Source organism: Nocardia sp. NPDC049526, assembly GCF_044465765.1.
In the GTDB taxonomy this organism is placed as follows: domain Bacteria; phylum Actinomycetota; class Actinomycetes; order Mycobacteriales; family Mycobacteriaceae; genus Nocardia.
On the sequence record NZ_JBITMA010000008.1, the window covers coordinates 70,579 to 92,229 of the forward strand.

The window sequence follows — 21,651 nt, forward strand, 5'->3', positions numbered from 1 at the left end:
AGGACCGTAGGTTCAGCGAGAGCCGTCCGGTGCGGCATAGCGGTAGGTGTGGTGGTCGAGGAAGCCCAACTCGTGATACATCGCGATGGCCCCGATATTTTCGGCCTCGACCTGGAGATAGGCGTGGGTGGCGCCGCGGTCGGCGCCCCAGCGGATCAGCTCCGCGCAGATCAGCGAACCCAGTCCGTGCCTGCGGTGCTCGGCCGCCACCGCGACGCAGGTCAGGCCGATCCAGCGGCGGCCGTCCGGTGCGGTGGTGAGTGCGCCGCGGCCGATCGCGATGGGCTGCGGCAATCCGAGCGAGGCGAAACCCACTTCGCCGTCGTGCACGGCCGTCAGCACCTGCACCACCGGCGGCGTCGAAACAGGTTGTGTCGCAGGATCTTCGCCGCTGTAGCGGTGCATCGACAACCAGGCGTCATCGGGTGCGGGCACGATGCGCACCATCCGCGGCCCCTGCGGCAGTACGAAATTCTCGATATCGATCGCCAGCAGCTGGGTTTCCCGCCAACTCCGCCAACCCGGCGGGAGCGCCGCGAGCCGATCCGGCAGCGCGATCTGCACCGGCAGCCCGTGCGCGGTGTACCACTCGCCGATGCGCTGCAGCGTATCCGCGCCGAGCGCCGCCGGGCCGTCCGAGCTGCCGAGCGGCACAGCGGAATTGGCACGGTTGGTATAGCCGTTTCCGGCCCGCAGCAGCCAGCCGTCGATCCAACCCTGTTCGATACCGGGCCAGCCGTAGGCCGCCGCGGCCTCCAGCGCCCGGATCTCCCTGGTGCGAATCGGCCTCGGCCCCAACGCTTTCATCGCGACCACCCGATCCACCGCGACCGCGACGACCTGCCCGTCCGCGGCACGCACGGTCGGCGGATCCAGCGAAACCAGTTCGCCGATCACATCAGTGAGTGGTTGTGGATAACCCGCCGGCAACCGGTACCGCAGCACCACGCGCCGACCCAACTCGATATCGGGCAATAACGAATCACCCGCAGGATCAGTCATCGTGTCCGAACGGGTCGGGCACGGTACCCGGAATCCAGCTGAGTCCCGGTGTGCCCCAACCGTTCCGCTTGATCGCCTTCTTGGCCGCGCGAGCATTGCGGCCGATCAGCACGTCCACATAGAGGAATCCGTCGAGATGTCCGACCTCGTGCTGCAGCATGCGGGCGAAGAAACCCTTGCCCTCGATCTCGACCGGTTCGCCGTGCTCATCGGTTCCGGTGACGCGGGCCCATTCGGCGCGACCGGTGGGGAACTGCTCACCCGGCACCGACAGGCAGCCCTCGTCATTGTCATCGGGATCCGGCATGGTCTCCGGAATCTCCGAGGTCTCCAGCACCGGATTGATCACCGCGCCCTTGCGCCGCACGGCCGAACCGTTGGCACCGACATCGGGGCAGTCGTAGACGAACAACCGCAGTGGCACGCCGACTTGGTTCGCGGCCAGTCCGACGCCGTTGGCGGCATCGAGCGTCTCGTACATATCCGCGATCAGCTCGGCCAGTTCCTCCGGCGTCTGGCTGACCTGCTCGGTCGGATTGTGCAGAACCGGGTCACCGACGATCACGATGGGGAGGATTGCCATGGGGCAATTATTGCCGATGGGCTCGCAGGGGTCGCGGCCGCCGCGATCGCGGGTGGTCGCGACTCGCTACCGACCGGTAGCGAACACGCCGCGACAGTGCTGGGGCAATCCCGCGGCCCGTGGTTGAATGATCCGCGACGTACAAGCATCATTTTCGTCTAGTGGTCACTCGGCGAGGGAGCAAGATGGACGGCGCAGCGGCTCTGAATCTTTCCGCGATCCAGGACGGCCCTTCTGCGAGCGAAGATGTCACGGCAGCCCAGCGGGTCGATGATGACGGTGACGGTCTCAGCCGTCGCGAACACGACATCCTGGCCTTCGAACGGCAATGGTGGAAATACGCCGGGGCTAAAGAAGAGGCCATTCGTGAACTGTTCGGCATGTCGCCGACCAGGTACTACCAGGTGCTCAATGCGGTGGTGGATCGGTCGGAGGCACTGGCGGCCGATCCCATGCTGGTGAAGCGGTTGCGCCGACTGCGGGCGAGCAGGCAGAAGGCGCGAGCCGCTCGGAGGCTCGGCTTCCAGGTATGACGCGCCGCCGTAAAAGCGGAGCCTGCGCAAAGACCAAAGGGCCCGGTTTGCGGATAGGGTCATAAGCGTGAGCAACCCGAATCCCACCTCCGGCGGGCCGCCGTTGCGCGCGCTGGCGATGGTGTTGATCGCACTGGCCATCGTTTTCGCGGGGCTCGGCGCGATGTCGTTATCGAGTTCGGATTCCGATACCTCGGGGGCGGGTGATCCCTCGAGTACAACGAGTCGGGCCGCCGCCGCCACGACGGTCGCGACGACCAACTCGCCGGTGCAGACCACGAGTGCGGCACTGACCAGTTCGGCGTCGGCCACCACGAAGCCGTCGACCACCACGACGACGCCCACGACAACCACGGCGAATCGCGCTGTCCCGGTACATGTTCTGAACAACAGCACCATTGCCGGACTGGCCTCGCGCACCGCGGGCGAGCTCACCGCCAACGGCTGGACGGTCGCCGAGGTCGGCAACTATCCCGGCCCCAATCTCACGAATACGACTGTGTATTACGGCAATAACCCCGGCGAGAAGGAAGCCGCACTGGCCATAGCCGATGAACTGGGCGCGACCGCCGAGCCACGCTCCGGCGGGTCGGGTTCGGGTGTGACAGTGGTTGTCACGGGTAACTGACCAGTGCGGGGCTCGCGACACGGCCCGGTCACGGGTGCGACACGGCGGGCGTGGCATCATCTTGTCCGGTAACGAACGTGTCCACCCAGCTTTACTCGTAAACTCGGTACTCGTAAAGGAGTTCCCCCGATGGCCCCGTCCACAACTTTTCGCCCGTCCTGGCGGACTGTGACCCCGGTGCTCGCTGTCGCGGTCTTCGGCCTCGCCGCCTGCTCGAACAGCCAGGAGTCGAGTGACGTCCAGGGAACTACGCCGCCTGTGTGGACCGGTGCGTCCGCCCCGTCGGCCGGCGAATCCGGCACCGAAACGGGCGCCCCGAATGCCAACACCGGAGTGAAGGTCGACCTGAAGGACCCCGCGGGTTCCTCGGTCGCCGTCGCGAATATCACCAAGGACGGCAACCACCTGCAGGTCAGCATCGAGGCGCACGGCCTGCGCCCCGGCTTCCACGGCCTGCACATCCACCAGGTCGGCAAGTGTGAGCCCAACTCGGTCGCGCCCACCGGCGGTCCGGCGGGTGACTTCCTGTCGGCCGGCGGCCACCTGCAGGTCGGCAGTGCCAATGCCCATCCGGCCAGCGGCGATCTGACCTCGCTCGAGGTCCGTGGCGACGGTACGGCCAAACTGGTCACCACCACCGATGCGGTGACGCTCGAGGACATCAAGGGCAAGGCCCTGATGATCCACGCCGATGCCGATAACTTCGGCAATATCCCCAACCGTTATGTCCGCGCCGACGGCGTTGCCGGCCCGGACGACACCACACTGGCGACGGGCGACGCTGGCGGTCGCATCGCCTGCGGTGTAATCCAGTAGCAAGGTCACCGATATGGCCGGGACAGCAATCGCGCGGGTTCCCTTCCCCGGGTCGCCCCGGCCGACCATCGGTATCGAATGGGAGATCGCGCTCGTCGACAAGGTGACCCGCGATCTGTCGAATACTGCTGCGGCCGTGTTCGATTCGCTCGGTGACCTACACTCCTACGACGGAACCCCGCAGGTCACCAAGGAATTACTGCGCAATACGGTCGAACTCGTCACCGGTGTACACAACACGGTCGGCGAGGCGGTCGACGATCTGCGCGGCACCATGGATACCGTGCGCCGCGCCGCCGATCCGCTCGGCGTCGATCTGTTCTGCGCGGGCACCCATCCATTCGCCCAGTGGTCGGCCCAACAATTAACGCGCTCAGAGCATTACGACGAGCTTATCGATCGAACCCAGTGGTGGGGCCGCCAGATGATGATCTGGGGCGTGCATGTGCATGTCGGAGTTTCGCACGCCGAGAAGGTTTTTCCGATCCTCAACTCGCTGCTGCTGTCGTATCCGCACTTGCTGGCGCTGTCCGCGTCCTCGCCGATGTGGGCGGGTTCCGATACCGGCTATGCCAGCAACCGGACGTTGATGTTCCAGCAGCTGCCCACCGCCGGTCTGCCGTTCCAATTCGAAAACTGGACCCAGTTCGAGCATTTCGTGCACGACGAGATGAAGACCGGGGTTTTCGAACAGCTCGGCGGCATGCACTGGGATATCCGGCCCGCGCCGAAATGGGGGACCATCGAGGTGCGGGTCTGCGATGGGATCTCGACCCGCGCGGAGCTCGCGGCCATGGCCGCGCTCATCCACTGCTTGATCGTCGATCTCGATCAGCGCCTCGACAACGGCGAGACGCTGCCGACCATCCCGCCGTGGCATGTCCAGGAGAACAAATGGCGCGCGGCCCGCTACGGCCTCGATGCGATCGTCATCGTGGACGACGACAGCAATGAGCGGTTGGTCACCGATGATCTGATGGATCTGTTGCAGCGGTTGGAGCCGACCGCCAAGCGGCTCGGTTGTGCGGACGAACTCGCACTGGTGGCGGAGATCCCACAGCGCGGCGCGTCCTATCAGCGGCAGCGCAAAGTGGCCGCGAGCACGCAGGGCGATCTGGTCGCGGTGGTCGATGCCCTGGTCAAGGAGTTGGACCAGTAGTTCTGCCTGGTCGAAAGGTCGGCTGACGTTCAGCTGGTCAGGGGGATGGCGTTCATCCGCCGTTTACTATGGTCGACGTGCTTGTCGAAGATCCGAACCAAAAGGGTGGCCGCGTCTCCGCGGCGCGAGCGACGGGCCCGGAGGCGATAGCGGAGCGTAACCACGGAGGGACCCGGGAGCGCCGCAAATCGAATACCGAGCGGGTGCGCGTGCCGCGTTCGCGGATCTGGACGGCGGCCGCGATCGCGGCGGTGCCGGTGCTGCTGATCGCCCTACAGGTGGGTTCGATCGGGCACGATTTCGAGGGGCCGCTCGGCAGTCTGTGGCACGACTATGTCGGCACGCCCAAGTCCATGTCGTTGCCGTGGGCCGGACTCATTCTGGCGCTGGTCGGAATCTCCAAGCGCCGCAGGATGATCGCGGTCGGCATCGCGGCGGGTATCGACGTGGTGTGGGCGAGTATTCGACTGGTGAGCGGCGAGTCGTTCGCCATCGGCAATGGGCCGACGCTCGTGCTCACCGGTCTGGCGCTGGTCGCCGGATTCCGCTGGAGCGGAGTGGAGCGACGCAATGCGCTGCACGCCGCCGCGCTGGGCGCGTTGCTGGTACTGGCTACCAAGGTCGGTGATGTGTGGCTGCACATTACGGTCGTCAGCCGGCCACAGGTCTATGACGTCTATGTGGCGCTGGCCGACCATGCGCTCGGTGATCCGTCCTGGGTGATGGGCCGCGTGGTGGATGCGCTCGGACCGGTGGTCTACGCGGTGCTGCACTGGGTCTATATCGAACTGCCGGTGGCGGCGATTGTCGTCGCGGTGTGGCAGCTGCGCCGGGTGGTATCGAGCGGGGTGTGGCCGACCCACTATCTGGTGCGAACCTTCCTGGTGCTGGGGCTGATCGGTCCGGTCATCTATGTGATCTTCCCGGTGGTCGGCCCGATGTTCGGCTACGGTGCGGATGGCCACGGCATGCAGGTGGGCAACTTCTGGCCCGATTTCGTCCCGCCGATCGATCGCAATCCGGCGCCGCTGTCCTTCGACTCCTTCACACCACGCAACTGCATGCCCTCGATGCATACGGCCTGGGCGCTGTCGGTCTTCCTGCATACCCGCCGGGACACGGACGGCTCGCCTGCTCCGCTGTGGCTGCGCTGCCTCGGTGCGTTCTGGTTGGCCGCCACCCTGACCGCGACGCTGGGCTTCGGTTACCACTACGGCGTCGATCTGGTCGCTGGTGCGGTGCTGTGCCTGACCGTCGAATCCGCGCTGCGCGATCCCGAGCGTGGTTGGGGCTGGTTCCGAGTGCGTCTGGTGCTGTTCGGTGTGGTGATCCTCGGCGCGCTGTTGCTCTCGTTCCGCTATCTGGCGGTTTCGATGGCCGAATATCCGGTGCTGGCCGGGACTGCCGTGCTCGCGCTGCTGGCCGCGATGGCCGCGGCATTCCATGCGACGTGGTTTGCCGCGGCTCCGGTCGTCGAGGTGGAAGAGGTACCTGTCGGCGCTGCTCGATAGCTCTGAGCGTTATCTCAGTAGTGATGCGCTCATCACGGTCAGTGGTCGAGCGGTATCCCGCAGATCCGGTGCGAGGGTGGCGGTCAGGACCGGATCGCTCCGTTTACAACGTGTCGTCCCGCAGTTCGTTCACCCGCAGCAGCCCGTCACGGTAGCGCTGCTCCCGATAGGCCGTCCGCCCGATCAGATGCGCGATGACCGGCGCGGTGAGCAGCGTGAACAGCCCGACCAGCACCAGCAGCCAGATATTGCCGTGCCCGCGCAACTGGATCGCCACACCTTCCAGAACCAGGATCAGGCCGACGACCTGGGGTTTGGTGGCGGCGTGCATGCGCGAGAGAGTGTCCGGAAAGCGCACGATTGCGATCGACGCGGTCAGCGCGAGTGTCGCGCCACTCAGGATCAGGACGCCGGAGGCCAAGTGCCACAGATTCATACGTCATCCCGAACGCGGAATCGGGACACCGCTGCGGAGCCGAGGAAGCCGACCAGCGCCAGCGCGACGATCGCGGGAACGACCGTGGCGTCGTCGCTGTAGGCGGCCCAGACCGCCAGGCCGGAGGCGGCGATGGCCACCAGCGAATCGATGCCGACAACGCGGTCCAGGGTGCTCGGACCGGCCAGGATGCGGTAACTGACGATCACCGCGGCGGCCATCAGCATGATGCCCGCCACAATCGCGACAACATTCACGACTCCACCTCCGGAGTTGTTCGGGCCGAACGCCATTCGGTGGGGCGTTCGAACGACGAGATGAGCAGCCGCTCCAGCCGCCGGGTGGTCCGGTAGAACGTGTCGACCGCCTTTTCGCTGCTCACGTCAAGGACGTGCACATAGAAGACGCAACGCTGCCGGTCGATCTCCAGCACCATGGTGCCCGGAATCAGATTGAGCACATCGGCGCACAACACCAGCACCAGATCGGATCGCACGCTCAGATTCACCCGCAGTACACCGGAGACCGGCGGCGGCGCCGGACGGATCGCGAACCAGGCAACCTGCAGACTGGATTCCAGCGCGTAATACGAACTGACGATGATCAATTCGATCAGCGACAGCGGATGTAGGCGTCCGGATACCGGGACGCGCGGCAACGGCAAGGTCAGCATGATCAACGCACCGACGACGAGGCCGGCCAGCAGATTGCCCACACTGAGATCACCCCAGAGCGTCACCCACACCGCCGTCAGCCACAGCAGCACGCCTATGCGCACGACCGTCGATCGATTCGGGACAAGGCGACGTGCCGTGCTCATCGGATCGGTCCCTTCGCATCGGTATGCGAATTGCCGAGCACCGCACCGACATACACCGCCGGATTGCTCAGATCGTCGGCGGCGCGGTCTGCGATGCGCAGAATCGGACCGGCGAATACGGTCAGGCACAGACCGACCACCACGAGTGCCGCCGTCGAGCCGACCATCAGCAGCGGCATGCGTCCCGGATCGGTGCGCTCGTCATAGAGCATGTCCGTCGAATCCTCCACCAGCGTCGGTGGTTTCGCCGCAGTGAGATGCCCCTCCGGTGCCTCGACGCGCGGCCGCCAGAACGCCTTGCTCCACACCCGCGCCATGGCATACAGCGTCAGCAGGCTGGTCAGCACCGACCCCGCGACCAGCACCCAGGCCAGTACGCTGCCTGCCGCCGCACCCGCCTGCAGTAATGCCACCTTGCCGATGAATCCCGAGAACGGCGGTATACCACCGAGATTCAAGGCCGGCACCAAGAACAGGATCGCCAGCAGCGGACTTGCCGCCGCCAGACCACCCAGTCGTCGCAGTGATACCGATCCCGCCTGCCGCTCGATCAGTCCGACCACCAGGAACAGCGCCGTCTGCACCAGGATGTGGTGCGCCACATAGAACACCGCGCCGGAAAGGCCTGCGGCGGTGGAGAGTCCGATGCCGAACACCATGTAGCCGATGTGGCTCACCAGGGTGAACGACAGCAGCCGCCGGATATCGCTCTGCGCGATGGCGCCGAAGATGCCGACCACCATGGTGAGCAGGCCGCAGACCAGCAGCACATCGTCGAATCCGCCGTCCGGGAACAGTAGGGAGTGCGTCCGGATGATCGCGTACACACCGACTTTCGTCAGCAGGCCCGCGAAAACGGCGGTCACCGGCGCGGGCGCGGTGGGGTAGGAGTCGGGCAGCCAGTTCGAGAGCGGAAAGACCGCCGCCTTGATACCGAAGGAAACCAATAGCACCGCATAGACGGCCATTCGAATACCGTTGGGCACCTGGCCCATTCGCACCGCCAGCTGGGCCAGGTTCAGTGTTCCGGTGGCCGCGTAGGCCAGCGCGATGCCGGTCAGGAAGATGAGCGACGACACCATCGAGACCATCACATACGCGATACCGGCGCGGATCCGGTCCGCGGTCGCGCCGACGGTGAGCAGCACGAACGATGCGGCGAGCAGGATTTCGAAGCCGACGAAGAGGTTGAACAGATCACCGGCCAGGAATGCGGCCGAAACACCCGCGGTGAGTATGAGATACGTCGGTCGATAGATCGAGGTCGGCTGGCGCTCGTCACCGTCGCGGATGTTCTGGCCCGCACCGTAGACCGAGACCGCGAGCAGCACGATCGCGGAGACGAGCAGCATGGCCGCGGATAGTCGATCGACCACCAGGGTGATGCCGATCGGCGTACCCCAGCCGCCGACCTGCAACGCGGTGGTTCCTTCGCGATCGACCAGATACAGCAGCACCCCGCAGATGCCCACCACGACCGACAGCACGAAAATCATGACGAAGCGCTGGATACGCGGCTGCCGCCCGAACACCAGCGTGCCCGCCGCCCCGAGCAGGGGCACCAGGACCGGTAGCGGCGTGAGCGTGCTCAGCAGACTCAACGCTCCGGATCCTCTGCCTCGCGCCGGGCCGCGACCTCGGCGTCCTCCGGATCGTTCTGCACGGTGTCGGTGGTGGTGAGGATGTAGGAGCGATAGGCGAGGGCGAGCACGAAGGCCGCCAGACCCATGGTGATCACGATCGCGGTGAGCACCATCGCCTGGGCCAGCGGATCGGCCATATCTTCTCCCTCACCGCGGATGGGTGGCCGACCGTCCCGCCCACCGACGGTCAGGATCAGCAGATTCACCGCATTGCCGAACAGGATCATGCCGAGCAGCATTTTCGAGACCGCGCGTTCGAGAATCAGATAGACACCGCACGCGACGAGAATCCCGATCAGGATCAGCAGGGTCAGATTCGCACTCACTGGAAACGTCCTTGCGCCGAGGCGGATTCGTCCTCGTCGGTGGCCAGCTCACTGTCCAGACGCGCGCCCAGGCTGCGCAGCACGTCCAGGACCAGCCCGACCACGATGAGATAGACGCCGAGATCGAAGAACAATGCGGTGACCACCTTGACATGCCCGATCACCGGCAGCGTCACCTCCACGATCGCCGACGACAGCGGCGGCGCGCCGAGCAGCACTGAGGTGCTCGCGGTTCCCGCGGCCAGTGCCAGCCCGCCGCCGAGCAGATGCCCCGCATCGACGGGCAGCGCCTCGCCGAGTTCGTAGCGGCCGCCCGCGAGATAGCGCAGCGTCAGTGCTAGTCCGGCGGTAAGTCCGCCCGCGAAACCGCCGCCCGGCGCATTGTGGCCGGAGAAGAAGAAGTACACCGACAGCACCATGACGGTGGGGAAGACCAGTCGGGTGGTGACCTGCAGGACCATCGATCGTTCGCGCCGATCCACCAGCCGCCCCGCGGGCAACCAGCTGATCAGGTCCGGATCGTAGTCCGGGGAGTCCGCCGCGCGCGGCGCGCTGCCGAAACGTCGGCTGCGGAATACCAGCGATGCCACACCGGTCGCGGCCACGACGAGCACCGAGATCTCGCCGAGGGTATCCCAGGCCCGGATATCGACGAGCAGAACATTGACGGCGTTCTTACCGCCGCCGAATGTGTATGCGGCATCGGGGATCAGGCGCCAGATGGGTTCGGTGGAGCGGGCTGCGACGGCGAAGGCGGCCAGCACCGCGACCGTCGCACCGACCAGTGCCGACAGGATCGCCCGACGAACCTTGAATGCGGCCGTGCGGCTTTCGTCGATTTCGGCCGGGAAGGCCCGCAATACCAGTACGAAGATCACCAAAGTCAGTGTCTCGACCAGGAATTGGGTCAGCGCCAGATCGGGCGCACCGTGCAGCGCGAAGATTACACCGCAGCCGTAACCGGTGACGCCGACGACGAGCACGCTGGCCAACCGGCTGCGCAGCACCGTCGCGGCCAGCGCCATCGCGGCCATGATGGCGCCGATCGCGACCTGGAACGGCGAATCCCACAGGCGCAGGCGAACTCCGGTGCGCGTGCCGACCGCGAGCAGCACCGTCGGCAGCAGAATCAACGTCACCAGGATCGCCGCCTGACTCAATGGCAGCGAACCGCGCTGCACCGCACCGGTCATCCGCAGCGACAGCCGGTCCATGGCCCGCAGGGTGGCGTCGTAGGCGCGGTCGGCATTGCCGAGCATGGTCGCGGATTCGCCGATGCGACCACGCAGCTGGAAAACCACGATGCCCGCGCAGATGATCAGGATCGTCAGCGCCAGTGTGACATTGAAACCGTGCCAGAGTGCGAGATGCGAATCGAGTACGCCGGGAAGGGTTTTCGCGTAGGGACTCAGCAGTTCGTCCATCCATGGTGCGCAGAGTCCCGCTGCCCAGCTCGCCACCGCGAGCACGGCGGGCGCAGCCGTGAACTGGGCTCCCGGCGCATGCCAGTGACCACTTTCCGAATAACCGTGCTGCGCAAAGCGCCCGTCCCCGTCAGCGTGCGGATCTCCGCTCTCGGGCTCGCAACGGGGTAGCACCTCCCTATCCGCAAAGGCTCCCCAAATGAACCGAATGCTGTAGCCAACAGTCAGCATGGACCCGAGCACCATGCCGATGGCCAACGCGGCCTTGGCCGGTTCGGCAAGGACATCCGCATCCAACACCGCGGCCAGCGCACTTTCCTTGCCGACGAATCCGAGCAGCGGCGGAATTCCGGCCATACTGAGCGCCGCCGACACCGCAACCGCGCACAGTACCGGCGCGCGCCGCCCCAGCCCCGACAACTCCCGCAGATCCCGCGTACCGGCTCCGTGGTCGATGATCCCGACCACCATGAACAAACACGCCTTGAACAGCGCATGCGCCACGATCAAGGTCGCCCCGGCCAGCGCCGCATCCGGCGTCCCCAGCCCGACCAGCATGATCAGGAACCCCAACTGGCTGACCGTCCCGAAGGCGAGCACCAGCTTCAGATCCGTCACCTGCAACGACCGCAATCCCGCGAGCACCATGGACGCCACACCGAGTGTGAGGATCAGCGGATGCCAAGCCGGGCTATCCGCGAATACCGGCGCCAACCGCGCCACCAGATAGACGCCCGCCTTCACCATGGCCGCCGCATGCAGATACGCGCTCACCGGTGTCGGCGCCGCCATCGCACCCGGAAGCCAGAAGTGCAGCGGCACGATCGCCGATTTGCTCAATGCCCCGACCAGCAGCAGCACCACCGCGACGTCCACTGCGGTGCCGGAGGGCGGTCCAGCGAGCAGATCGGACAGCAGATAACTGCCGCTGGCCTGACCGAGGATGACGATCCCGACCAGCATCGCCAGCCCGCCCGCCCCGGTCACCAAGAGCGCCTGGATCGCGGCCCGCCTGCTCACCGCCTGTTCGGCATTGTGGCCGACCAACAGGAACGACAACACCGTCGTCATTTCCCAGAAGACGAAGAGCAGCAACATATTATCGCTGGTGACCAGGCCGAACATGGCCCCGGCGAAGGCGACCAACTGAGCCGCGAACACCTGCAGCCGCGGCTCGTCGTCCTCGAAATACCGTGCGCAATAAGCCAGAATCACCGCGCCGATGCCGAGCACCAGCGCGGACATGATGGCGGCCAGCGAATCGAAGCGCAGTTCGATATTCATCTCGATGCTCGGTGCCCAACCGACCCGAACCCGCTGTGCCCTACCCCAATTCGCGATCACCCAGCCGAGACAGCCGAACGGGACGAGTGCGAGTACGTAGAAACCGTTGCGCCCCAGCACCCGCACGCACAACGGCGCCGCAAGTGCGGCTGTCACGAGCGCGAGCAGGATTCCGAGCAAACTGCACTCCGTCGGGTAGTTGCGGCGGGGTGATACCGAATGATCCTACTTGGAGCCTGGGGGTTTCGTCGGCTGAGCGAATATGGCGTATGCCATCTCCGGGCGGGTGGGCTATATGTCCGCTAACGTTTCGTCGTCGACGGATTGCCCCGGCTTGGGTCGGCTGCGCGGCCGGAATCGGCGCAGCACCACCAATCCGAGGGCCGAACCGCAGGCGATCGCGAGCGCGGTCCGGCCGGCCAGCACTTGATGGTCGGCGCCTCCGTTCAGCGGCCATTCGGCGGTGTCGTGCGGCAGGGCCGTGATGATCGACGGCAGATACAGCGCGGAAATGGCGAGCACGCCGCTCGGTGCATAGCGGGGACGCGCGGTGCCACAGCAGTAACCGGCCGTGAGTGCCAGGGCCGTGCTGCCCGCCGCGGTCACATAGCGATGGTCCTCGGAGGATTTCACCAGGGCGAATACCGCGAGTCCGGTGATCAGCAGGATGGCGATGAAGGTCGAGGGCAGGCGGATCCCGATCAGCAGTCCGACGGCGGTGACCGCGATCAGCGCGGCGATGCTCCACCCGGGCCGCGGATTGCCGCCGATCGCCTCGGCGGCGGGCACCAGACTCACCGCCAGATACACCCCGATGCCGTCGCGCCCCGGTAGCAGCATGGCCGCGGCGGTGGCGGCGATGACCGTCGCGGCGACCGCCATCCCGATTTCGACCGCATGACTGACATTCGGCGCATGTTGATGCTGCCGCGCCAGCCATTCGGTAATGGCCAGGATCACCAGTGCCAGCACCATCGAGGCCAGGATCGGAGTGACCGGAAGTTCGACGGCGATCCGCGGCGGTTTCGATTTCTCGGGCCGGGACCGATTGCGCAGCGTACTGATGATCAGCAGGACCACCGCGACGCTGACGAGCCAGCGTGGCGGTGTCTCGAGGACCGCGTACGGATTGTCGTCGGCGATCTCCAGCATTTCCGCGAGATCACCGAAGACGAAGAAGCCCGCGGCGCCGATCGCGAAGCCGGCCGCGGGTCCCGGCCGGCGCAGCACCGCCGCGCCCAACGCGCCGAGCAGCACACCGGCCAGAATCGAATCCAGATAGTTCTGAGTGGTCAGCAGGTCGGCCGAGGAAACATGGCGTCCGGCGAAGTGATTGATGTCCATGGCGATCGCGCCGAACAGTGCTGCCGCCCATGCCACCAGCGGCTTGTGAAAGGTGATCACCAGCACCGCGACGGCTACCGCGACGATCACCCCGATCGCGGCACCGCGCGGGACGCTGTTGTTCAAACTGGCCAACCGATACGGCGAAGTGTCGGCGCTCCAGCTGAAGGTGATCGGCAGAAACAGTGCGACGCCCGCGACCGCGGCCCCGAAGAAGGCCGTGATCGTGTCGATCGCATTGCCGATCTTGCGCACCTCGTCGAACTTACCCGCGCTCGACGCGGGAGCCGGTGATTGCGCCCATATTGCCCGAATATGTCGAATATGCGGAAAACGCAGTAAGACAGCAATTACCGGGGGATTGCTCCGATCGGCTATTGGCGGTTGTCCGCGTACCGGCGCAGCGACTCGACCTGCTCGGCATCGAGTGACGGCCGCACCGCCGCCCTGGCCGCCGCGACATCCCCGGCGGTGACATCGGCGGCATCCACATCCCGGCGCATCGCGGCAAATGCGGCCTCGCGCAGCAGCGCACTGCAATCGGCCGCGGAATAGCCGTCCAGATCGGCGGCGAGCGCGGCCAGATCGACATCGGCGGCCAGCGGCACCGATTTCCCGGCGGCCCGCAGGATCTCCAGTCGGGCCTCGCCATCCGGCGGCGGTACGAAGATCAGCCGTTCCAATCGGCCAGGGCGTAGCAGTGCGGGATCGATCAGTTCCGGACGGTTCGTCGCGCCGAGCACCACCACATCGCGCAGCGGTTCCACACCGTCGAGTTCGGTGAGCAGTGCCGCGACCACGCGGTCACCGACGCCGGAGTCGCTGTTCTGACCGCGGCGTGGCGCGAGTGCGTCCACCTCGTCCAGGAAGATCAGCGATGGTGCGGAATCGCGTGCGCGCTGGAACAATTCGCGCACCGCACGCTCGGATGCGCCGACCCATTTGTCCATCAACTCGGCGCCCTTGACCGCATGCACGCTGAGCTGACCGGTCCCGGCCAGTGCGCGGATCAGGAAGGTCTTCCCGCAGCCCGGCGGGCCGTAGAGCAGTACGCCGCGCGGCGGACGAATGCCGAGGCGGGCGAACGAATCGGGGTGGCGCAGCGGCCAGAGCACGGTTTCGGTGAGCGCCTCTTTGGTTTCGACCATGTCCCCGACGTCGTCCAGGCTGAGGCTGCCGATCGCGAGTTCCTCGGTCCCGGAACGTGATAGCGGTCGGATCACCTCGGTAGCGCCGAGCAGGTCGGGTTGGGTCAGCTCCGGCTCCGACTGTTGCTTACTGGCTCGCGAAGCCGCGCGCAGTGCCGCCTCCCGGCACAGCGCGGCCAGATCGGAGACCACGAATCCGGGTGTGCGCGAGGCGATTTCCTCGAGTTTCAGATCCTTGGTCGGCACCTTGCGTAAAAGTTGCTCGAGCAGTGCCTTGCGTACAGCTGCGGTCGGCAGCGCGAGTGCGAGCTCACGATCGCAGAGATCGGGTGCGCGCAGCCGTGGATCGACACCGGCCGGATGCGCGGTGGTAGCCAGCAGTGCCACGCAGGGCTCGGCGATCGCCGCGCGCAACTGGTCCAGGATAAGCGTGGCGACCGGTTCGGCCGGTGCGGGCAGCAGTGCGTCGATATCGGTGACGAGCAGGATTCCGCCCCGCCCGGAACCGATTTCGGCCACCGCGGCTGCTACCTCGCGCAACCGTGCACCGCTTTCGGCCGCGCCGACCGTCGGACCATCCAGTTCGACAATGCGCCGCGGTGCTGCCACCGCACGCGCCAGCGTGCCCTTGCCGACCCCGGCCGGGCCGGTGATCAAGACCCCGAGATGCGGTGTGGCGCCGAGGGCCTTCAGCAGTTCCGGTTCGTCGAGCGCGAGGCTGAGCCACTCCTGGAGTTTCGTCGCCTGCCCATGCACACCAGCCAGCTCCTCGACCGGAATGGCCGACTCGCCGACGGACGCGGTCCACCCCGCGCCCGCCCCATTGGTCGCGGCCAGCGCCGCGGCTTCGGTGGCCCCGCGCGCGGCCTCACCCGCCGGTACCGGCAGCCCGGCCGCCGCCCGATCGGCGGAATCCCGGGCCGCCACCGCGCTCGCGCCCCAGACCACCGCGGTATTCGGCTGCACGCTCACCGGAGCGCGGCCGGGATCGGTCGCGGTGACGGTCAGCAACTCGGTGGTCCACGCGATCCCGAAGGTACGCGAAAGTGCCTGGGTGGCAGCCGAAGAACTGATATCCGGACCGAGGTCGCGGGGCAGTAGCGATACCGCGTCGCCGACCGTGACCACCTTGCCGAGCAGCGCCTGCCGCAGCGTCGCCGCCGGAATGGTCCTGGTGGCGTGCACCGAACCGCTCACCGAGATCTGCTTGGCGCCGTACACCGTCGCGGGCGAGACCACCACATTCCCGTCCTCGCGCAGCCCCGCGTTGGACAGCGTGACGTCGTCGAGCAGTGCCACTCCGGCCGGTGTGCCCGCCGGGGCCACCCCGACCACCGCGGCGGTGCGCCGCGCCCCGATCAGCGCGATGCCGTCCCATTCCCGCAGGCCGAGCGCGGTCAGCGCCTCCGGATGCAACCGGATCACCCCGCGCCTGGCATCTGCGGCGGAGGGATTCAGTCGGGCGGTGAGCGCGAGTTCTGCCACTGTGTCATTCTGCCAACGTCCGGCCCCGGTTGGTCGGCGGTCCGTCGGATAGATCCGAGATATGCGGAAAATCCTGGGGTGGCGAGTGCCCCGATCCGCTATCTGCGCCCTGCGACCCGAAATTGTGAATGTACTCACGGAACCGAAAACGGCCTCGGATCGTCGTCGATATCGCCGATTTCACGTGCCGTTGTGGTAGGGGTCTCTGACCAGTAATTTCACCCCGGAGACTGGTACGCCTGTCCGGATTGATCGCGCTAAGCCCTTGTGCCCCAGCCATTTACGGGCACGGTAGTGTCGCCGCCGGGTCGGTCCAGTCGGGGACGGCCATTATTTGGAGGGGATTCGAAGAATGAAATTCGGGAAGTTCAGCGCGATCGCGGTCATGGCCATTGCGGCGATGGGAGTTACCGCAGGCACCGCGAACGCGCAACCGGCGGCTATCGAGCAGGCCGTCACCACCTCGGGCGTCGAGCAGGGCGTCGGCTACAACACCGGGGTGTCCACCGACAGCAAGGTGGTGACCACCAAGCTGGACGCCGGGAAGTTCGCGCTCAGCGGGGACGGCAAAGCGGTGACCGTGCAGGCCGACAGTGGTGCCGTCGTCGCGGAAGTACCGCTGACCTTCGAGGTCGCCGGGCATGCCATTCCGGTCGGCTACCAGATCGCCGATAGCGGTCGAAGCCTCACGCTGACTCCGGAGGTGAGCCCGAAGGACATCGCCGAGTTGAAGAACATCAACTCGTTCGACAACTTCGTGCAGCAGGCCAACCAGAACATCCTCGGGATGATTCTGGGCGGCCTGCTCGGTGGGTTCATCGGTGGTTTGGTCGGGTTCGGCATCTTCAGCCTCATTACCGGGCCGCTCGGCCTGGTCGCCGGTGCGCTCGCCGGCGGCGCCGCGCAGGGTGGCCAGCCGTTCATCGACGCGTTGACCGCACTGGCCACCGGTCAGCCCTGATCCGCACACCGCGCAGGACGCGCGTACGCGAGCTTGTCTCGCGTGCGCGCGTTTTGCTACTCAGGCGGCGGCCTCCACCGCGGACTTGATCTTGCCGAGCGTTTCGTTCATCCCGCGTTCGAGCAGTTCCTCGAACGGCGCCTCGCCGCCGAGCGCGGCATCGATGGCCCTACGGGAGAACCAACTGGTGCCGTTGGGCACATCACGGCGTTCGATCAGCCGCGTGCCGGTGGCGGTCGGCTCCAGCGTGTAGCTCCAAATGGTGCGGTTCTCGTTGATCCGAAATGCGAAGGCCTGGTTGGGCTCATAGCGCACGATGCGCGCGGTGGTCGGCCAGTACTTCTTGCCGTCGGTATTGAGGTTGATCGTCCAGGTGCCCGCCTTCGGCGTGCCGAGCGCGAGCATCCGTACGCACTGCGGGCTGAATTCCGGCATCCGCTTGAGATCGGCGACGACGGCCCAGACCTGTTCCGGCGGTGCCGCGATCTCGATCGTGGCTTCGATATTTTTCGGCAACGCTGCCTCCGGAGAACTCTGCGACGGACGTCCGTCTAGCACGACTTGACGATTTGGCAACAGCCTAGTCGGCGACTGTTGGAAGACAAATGTGTCACTTTTTCGCGATTTGTTTCCCCGGCCATGTAATGGCGCGCGCACAATGGCGGATAGACGAAGCATCAGACACTGCCACAAGCTTTTCCGTCAAGCGTGAGGTGATCGGCCGTGAAACTGCGCTCGCTCTTACACCGTCGGCACGGGGGTCCGGTCCCGCTGCTTCCCGCCATCGCACCCGAGACACCCGCTACTCGAGACATCTTCGCGCCGCGTTTCGCACGCTCGATAGTTCCGGACGAACAACTGGAGCGCCTGCTAACGCCCACCGAACTCGACTTGGTGCGCGAGCATCGCGTTTGACGAGCGTTCCATACTCGATAGGTGACTGCACCCGCTGCTACGAAACCGGCCATCCTCAGTGTCGACGACGATCCGGGAGTTTCCCGCGCGGTCGTTCGCGACCTGCGCCGCCGTTATGGGGCCGAGTACCGGATTCTGCGCGCGGAGTCGGGCGCGGGCGCACTCGACGCACTGCGTGAGATGAAACTGCGCGGCCAACCGGTCGCGGTCCTGATCGCCGATTATCGGATGCCGGGCATGGACGGCATCGAATTCCTGGAGCAGGCCATGGACCTGCACCCGTACGCGCGTCGCGTGCTGCTGACCGCCTACGCCGATACCAGCGCCGCGATCGACGCGATCAATGTCGTCGACCTCGACCACTATCTGCTCAAGCCGTGGGATCCGCCGGAGGAGAAGCTCTATCCGGTGCTGGACGGACTGCTCGAGGCCTGGCGCAGCAACGACCACAAACCCGTCACCGAGACCAAGGTGGTCGGCAACCGCTGGTCCCCGCGGTCGTCGGAGGTGCGCGAATTCCTGGCCCGCAATCAGCTGCCCTACCGCTGGTACCTGGCCGAGGAACCGGAAGGCGCACGGCTGCTGGAGGCGGCGGGCGCCGATCCCGATATCTGTCCGGTGGTGATAACTCCGGGTGGGCAGGCACTGGTGCAACCGAGCGACGGCGAGCTCGCCGAAAGTGTCGGGCTGAACACCAATCCGACCGGCGACTTCTACGACCTCATCGTGGTCGGCGGCGGACCCGCCGGACTCGGCGCGGCGGTGTACGGCGCCTCCGAGGGGCTGCGCACGGTGCTCGTCGAGCGCACCGCGACCGGCGGCCAGGCGGGCCAGAGTTCGCGCATCGAGAACTATTTGGGCTTCCCGGACGGGCTGTCCGGTGCCCAGCTGGCCGATCGGGCGCGGCGGCAGGCCGCGAAGTTCGGCGCCGAGGTGATCACCACGCGCGAGGTGGTCGGGCTCGAGGTGAACGGGTCCGCGCGGACCGTGCGGTTCGCCGACGGCGGGCGGCTGTGCGCGCACACGGTGATCATCGCGACGGGTGTGGACTACCGGCGTCATCCCGCACCGGGCGTGGACGATTTCACCGGGCGCGGTGTCTATTACGGCTCGGCCATGACCGAGGCCTCCGAATGCGCCGACCACGATGTCTACATAGTCGGCGGGGCGAATTCGGCGGGGCAGGCGGCGGTATTCCTGTCCCGCAACGCGCGCACGGTGCATCTGGTGGTCCGCGCGGATTCGCTGGAGAAGTCCATGTCGCACTATCTGATCCAGCAGATCGCGCAGATACCGAATATCCGCGTGCACACCGATACCGAAGTGATCGCCGCCGACGGCGACGATCACCTGCAGCAGATCGTGGTGCGCAACAACCGGACCGGTGCGGAAGAAAAAGCCGAGGCCGAACGGTTGTTCCTGTTCATCGGTGCCGCACCACAGACCGACTGGCTCGACGGCGTGGTCAAGCGGGACGAGGCGGGCTATGTGCTGGCCGGTCCCGATCTGCTCGTCGACGGAACCAGACCCGCGGGCTGGGAGCTACCCAGACCGCCGCATCACCTGGAGACCAGCGTCCCCGGCGTTTTCGTCGCGGGTGACGTGCACGCCGATTCGGCGAAGCGGGTCGCCTCGGCGGTCGGCGAGGGTGCGATGGCGGTCATGCTCGTGCATCGGTACCTGGCGTGATAGGAGGCTGGACCATGAATTCGAAGGAGACAGCGGATCGCAGCAGTCATCTGGTCTGCGATCCGGCGGAGTTGCGCAGCCTCTTTCTCTTCGAGAAGCTCACCGACGAACAGCTGAATCTGCTGTGCGCCGATGGCCGCATCGAGATCGTCGAACCGGGACTGGTCTTCCGCGAGGGCGATCCGGCCACCTGCTTCTACGTGATGATCGAGGGCGAGGTGCAGCTCACCAAGCTCTCCGGCGGTGCCGAGATCGAGACGACGCGCACCGACTACCGCGGCGCGTATGCGGGCGCGTGGACGGCCTATCTCGGCGACAAGGTCGATCAGAACTACACCGGTTCGATGTACGTGACCCGTCGGTCGCGGTTCTTCGTACTGGATGCCGGCGCCTTCGCGCAGCTGATGCACGACTGGTTCCCGATGGCCGTGCACCTGCTCGAGGGCGCGTTCTTCGGTGCCCGCAAGAGCAGCGAGCGGATCGCCGAGCGCGAACGCCTGCTGGCGCTCGGTTCGCTCTCGGCCGGTCTGACCCATGAGCTGAACAATCCGGCCGCCGCCGCGGTGCGCGCGACCTCCGGGCTGCGGGACCGGATCGCGGGTATGCGGCACAAGCTGGCGATGATGGCGCAGGGCAAGTTCGATACGGCGTCGCTGCAGGTGCTGGTGCGGCTGCAAGAGGAGGCGGCGGCCCAGGTTGCCAAGGCCCCGGAGCTGACCACCCTGGAGGCCTCCGAGCGCGAGGACATCCTCAGTGAATGGCTGGCGGACCACGGCATCGAGGACAGCTGGAACCTGGCCCCGAATTTCGTACAGGCCGGCTTCGATGTGGACTGGCTGGAACGGGTTTCGGCCACCCTGGAGGACTGCCCCGACCAGGTGTTCCAGGGGGCGATCCGGTGGCTGAACTACACCATCGAGACCGAACTGCTGATGAACGAGATCGCCGATTCGACCACGCGCATCTCCACTCTGATCGGCGCGGCCAAACAGTATTCGCAGATGGACCGGGCGCCGTTCCAGGTGGTCGACATCCACGAACTGCTCGACAGCACGCTGGTGATGCTGAGTCGCAAGATCGGCGACGGCGTCAAGGTGGTCAAGGAATACGACCGGGCACTGCCCGAAGTGCCCTGCTACGCGGCGGAATTGAATCAGGTGTGGACCAACCTGATCGATAACGCGGTATACGCGATGAACGGCGCGGGCACGCTCACCATCCGCACCCGGCACGAAAACGATTGCGCCGTGATCGAGATCGGCGATACCGGCCCCGGCGTACCGGCCGACGTGCGCAGCCGTATCTTCGAACCGTTCTTCACCACCAAGCCGGTGGGCGAGGGAACCGGCCTCGGCCTCGACATTTCGTTCCGGATCGTGGTGAACAAGCACCACGGCGATATCCGGCTCGATTCCGAGCCGGGCAATACCCGATTCACGGTCTGGCTCCCGCTGCACCGTCCCGAGGAAATGCCGGAGTCCGGCGACCGTTCCGAAGCCAATGCAGGAGGCCAGTGATGACGCAGGAGTTGGAGGGTATCGATCCCACGGTCGCGCCCAGCGGTGCGGGCTGTATGGAATGTGAGGCGGCCCAGGGCTGGTGGGTACATTTGCGGCGTTGTGCGCAGTGCGGCCATATCGGCTGCTGCGATACTTCGCCGGAGCAGCACGCCTCCAAACACGCCAAGGACACCGGACATCCGTTCATCCAGAGCTATGAGCCGGGCGAGGATTGGTTCTTCGACTTCCGCTCCGACGAGATGTACAGCGGCGGACCGGAACTCGCACCGCCGACACATCATCCGGTGGACCAGCCGGTGCCCGGGCCGCGCGGAAGAGTGCCCGCCGATTGGCAGAGCCGTATCCACTGAGCATCAGGGATCGTTTGGAAAAACGTAAGGGCCGCACCGCACTGTGGGCTCCATGACACCCGAAACATCCCACC

At 66.1% G+C, this 21,651-nt stretch carries 20 protein-coding genes; 9 read left to right on the forward strand and 11 right to left on the reverse strand.

Annotated features, from left to right (window positions below):
- Positions 1-12 precede the first annotated feature (12 nt).
- A complete protein-coding gene (locus tag ACIBW7_RS24810; protein WP_397050145.1) occupies positions 13-1,002 on the reverse strand; it encodes a GNAT family N-acetyltransferase in 990 nt (329 codons plus the stop codon).
- Positions 995-1,585, reverse strand: coding sequence for a peptide deformylase (locus ACIBW7_RS24815; RefSeq protein WP_397050147.1), 591 nt, complete (start codon positions 1,583-1,585; stop codon positions 995-997). Before ACIBW7_RS24815 ends, ACIBW7_RS24810 begins: the two co-directional genes overlap by 8 nt.
- 185 nt (positions 1,586-1,770) lie before the next feature.
- Between ACIBW7_RS24815 and ACIBW7_RS24820 the strand changes: the two genes are divergently transcribed.
- The 5 genes from ACIBW7_RS24820 (at position 1,771) to ACIBW7_RS24840 (ending at position 6,232) form a co-directional block, all read left to right on the forward strand.
- On the forward strand, positions 1,771-2,118 hold the full coding sequence (locus ACIBW7_RS24820) for a DUF3263 domain-containing protein (RefSeq protein ID WP_397050149.1): 348 nt from the start codon (positions 1,771-1,773) through the stop codon (positions 2,116-2,118).
- A gap of 67 nt (positions 2,119-2,185) precedes the next feature.
- Entirely contained in the window at positions 2,186-2,746 is a 561-nt protein-coding gene (locus tag ACIBW7_RS24825; protein ID WP_397050151.1) for a LytR C-terminal domain-containing protein, read from the forward strand.
- 129 nt (positions 2,747-2,875) lie between these two features.
- Entirely contained in the window at positions 2,876-3,562 is a 687-nt protein-coding gene (gene sodC / locus ACIBW7_RS24830) for a superoxide dismutase[Cu-Zn] (RefSeq protein WP_397050153.1), read from the forward strand.
- A 13-nt stretch (positions 3,563-3,575) separates the two neighbouring features.
- Complete coding sequence (locus ACIBW7_RS24835; RefSeq protein ID WP_397050155.1) at positions 3,576-4,721, forward strand: glutamate--cysteine ligase; 1,146 nt, start codon at positions 3,576-3,578, stop codon at positions 4,719-4,721.
- 224 nt (positions 4,722-4,945) lie between these two features.
- Positions 4,946-6,232, forward strand: coding sequence for a DUF5933 domain-containing protein (locus ACIBW7_RS24840; RefSeq protein ID WP_397050779.1), 1,287 nt, complete (start codon positions 4,946-4,948; stop codon positions 6,230-6,232).
- A gap of 103 nt (positions 6,233-6,335) precedes the next feature.
- Here the strand turns inward: ACIBW7_RS24840 and mnhG are convergent, their stop codons facing one another.
- The 8 genes from mnhG to ACIBW7_RS24880 form a co-directional block, all read right to left on the reverse strand.
- Positions 6,336-6,668 carry a monovalent cation/H(+) antiporter subunit G gene (gene mnhG / locus ACIBW7_RS24845; RefSeq protein ID WP_040696631.1) on the reverse strand — a complete coding sequence of 111 codons (333 nt, stop codon included), beginning with the start codon at positions 6,666-6,668 and terminating at the stop codon, positions 6,336-6,338.
- A complete protein-coding gene (locus ACIBW7_RS24850; protein WP_397050158.1) occupies positions 6,665-6,925 on the reverse strand; it encodes a monovalent cation/H+ antiporter complex subunit F in 261 nt (86 codons plus the stop codon). The genes mnhG and ACIBW7_RS24850 overlap by 4 nt, the downstream gene beginning before the upstream one ends.
- A complete protein-coding gene (locus tag ACIBW7_RS24855) occupies positions 6,922-7,488 on the reverse strand; it encodes a Na+/H+ antiporter subunit E (RefSeq protein WP_397050160.1) in 567 nt (188 codons plus the stop codon). Before ACIBW7_RS24855 ends, ACIBW7_RS24850 begins: the two co-directional genes overlap by 4 nt.
- Positions 7,485-9,089 carry a Na+/H+ antiporter subunit D gene (locus ACIBW7_RS24860; protein ID WP_397050162.1) on the reverse strand — a complete coding sequence of 535 codons (1,605 nt, stop codon included), beginning with the start codon at positions 9,087-9,089 and terminating at the stop codon, positions 7,485-7,487. The genes ACIBW7_RS24855 and ACIBW7_RS24860 overlap by 4 nt, the downstream gene beginning before the upstream one ends.
- Positions 9,086-9,457 (reverse strand): Na(+)/H(+) antiporter subunit C, encoded by a 372-nt coding sequence (locus ACIBW7_RS24865; RefSeq protein ID WP_397050164.1) that lies wholly within the window; start codon positions 9,455-9,457, stop codon positions 9,086-9,088. Before ACIBW7_RS24865 ends, ACIBW7_RS24860 begins: the two co-directional genes overlap by 4 nt.
- A complete protein-coding gene (locus tag ACIBW7_RS24870) occupies positions 9,454-12,345 on the reverse strand; it encodes a Na+/H+ antiporter subunit A (protein WP_397050166.1) in 2,892 nt (963 codons plus the stop codon). Before ACIBW7_RS24870 ends, ACIBW7_RS24865 begins: the two co-directional genes overlap by 4 nt.
- A 111-nt stretch (positions 12,346-12,456) precedes the next feature.
- Positions 12,457-13,764: a hypothetical protein gene (locus tag ACIBW7_RS24875; protein WP_397050168.1), complete on the reverse strand. Its 1,308-nt coding sequence runs from the start codon at positions 13,762-13,764 to the stop codon at positions 12,457-12,459.
- 119 nt (positions 13,765-13,883) lie between these two features.
- Positions 13,884-16,142: an AAA family ATPase gene (locus tag ACIBW7_RS24880; RefSeq protein ID WP_397050170.1), complete on the reverse strand. Its 2,259-nt coding sequence runs from the start codon at positions 16,140-16,142 to the stop codon at positions 13,884-13,886.
- Between the two features lie 352 nt (positions 16,143-16,494).
- Between ACIBW7_RS24880 and ACIBW7_RS24885 the strand changes: the two genes are divergently transcribed.
- A complete protein-coding gene (locus ACIBW7_RS24885) occupies positions 16,495-17,103 on the forward strand; it encodes a hypothetical protein (RefSeq protein ID WP_397050172.1) in 609 nt (202 codons plus the stop codon).
- 60 nt (positions 17,104-17,163) lie between these two features.
- Here the strand turns inward: ACIBW7_RS24885 and ACIBW7_RS24890 are convergent, their stop codons facing one another.
- Positions 17,164-17,619, reverse strand: a complete 456-nt coding sequence (locus tag ACIBW7_RS24890; protein ID WP_397050174.1) for an SRPBCC family protein — start codon at positions 17,617-17,619, stop codon at positions 17,164-17,166.
- A 420-nt stretch (positions 17,620-18,039) separates the two neighbouring features.
- On the opposite strand from ACIBW7_RS24890, the gene ACIBW7_RS24895 reads away from it, so the two are divergent.
- Genes ACIBW7_RS24895 through ACIBW7_RS24905 form a run of 3 tightly spaced genes read left to right on the forward strand, consistent with a single transcriptional unit; the run spans position 18,040 to position 21,577 of the window.
- Positions 18,040-19,707, forward strand: a complete 1,668-nt coding sequence (locus ACIBW7_RS24895; protein ID WP_397050176.1) for an FAD-dependent oxidoreductase — start codon at positions 18,040-18,042, stop codon at positions 19,705-19,707.
- A 14-nt stretch (positions 19,708-19,721) separates the two neighbouring features.
- Complete coding sequence (locus ACIBW7_RS24900) at positions 19,722-21,224, forward strand: ATP-binding protein (RefSeq protein ID WP_397050178.1); 1,503 nt, start codon at positions 19,722-19,724, stop codon at positions 21,222-21,224.
- Entirely contained in the window at positions 21,224-21,577 is a 354-nt protein-coding gene (locus ACIBW7_RS24905) for a UBP-type zinc finger domain-containing protein (RefSeq protein WP_397050180.1), read from the forward strand. The genes ACIBW7_RS24900 and ACIBW7_RS24905 overlap by 1 nt, the downstream gene beginning before the upstream one ends.
- Positions 21,578-21,651: the final 74 nt, after the last annotated feature.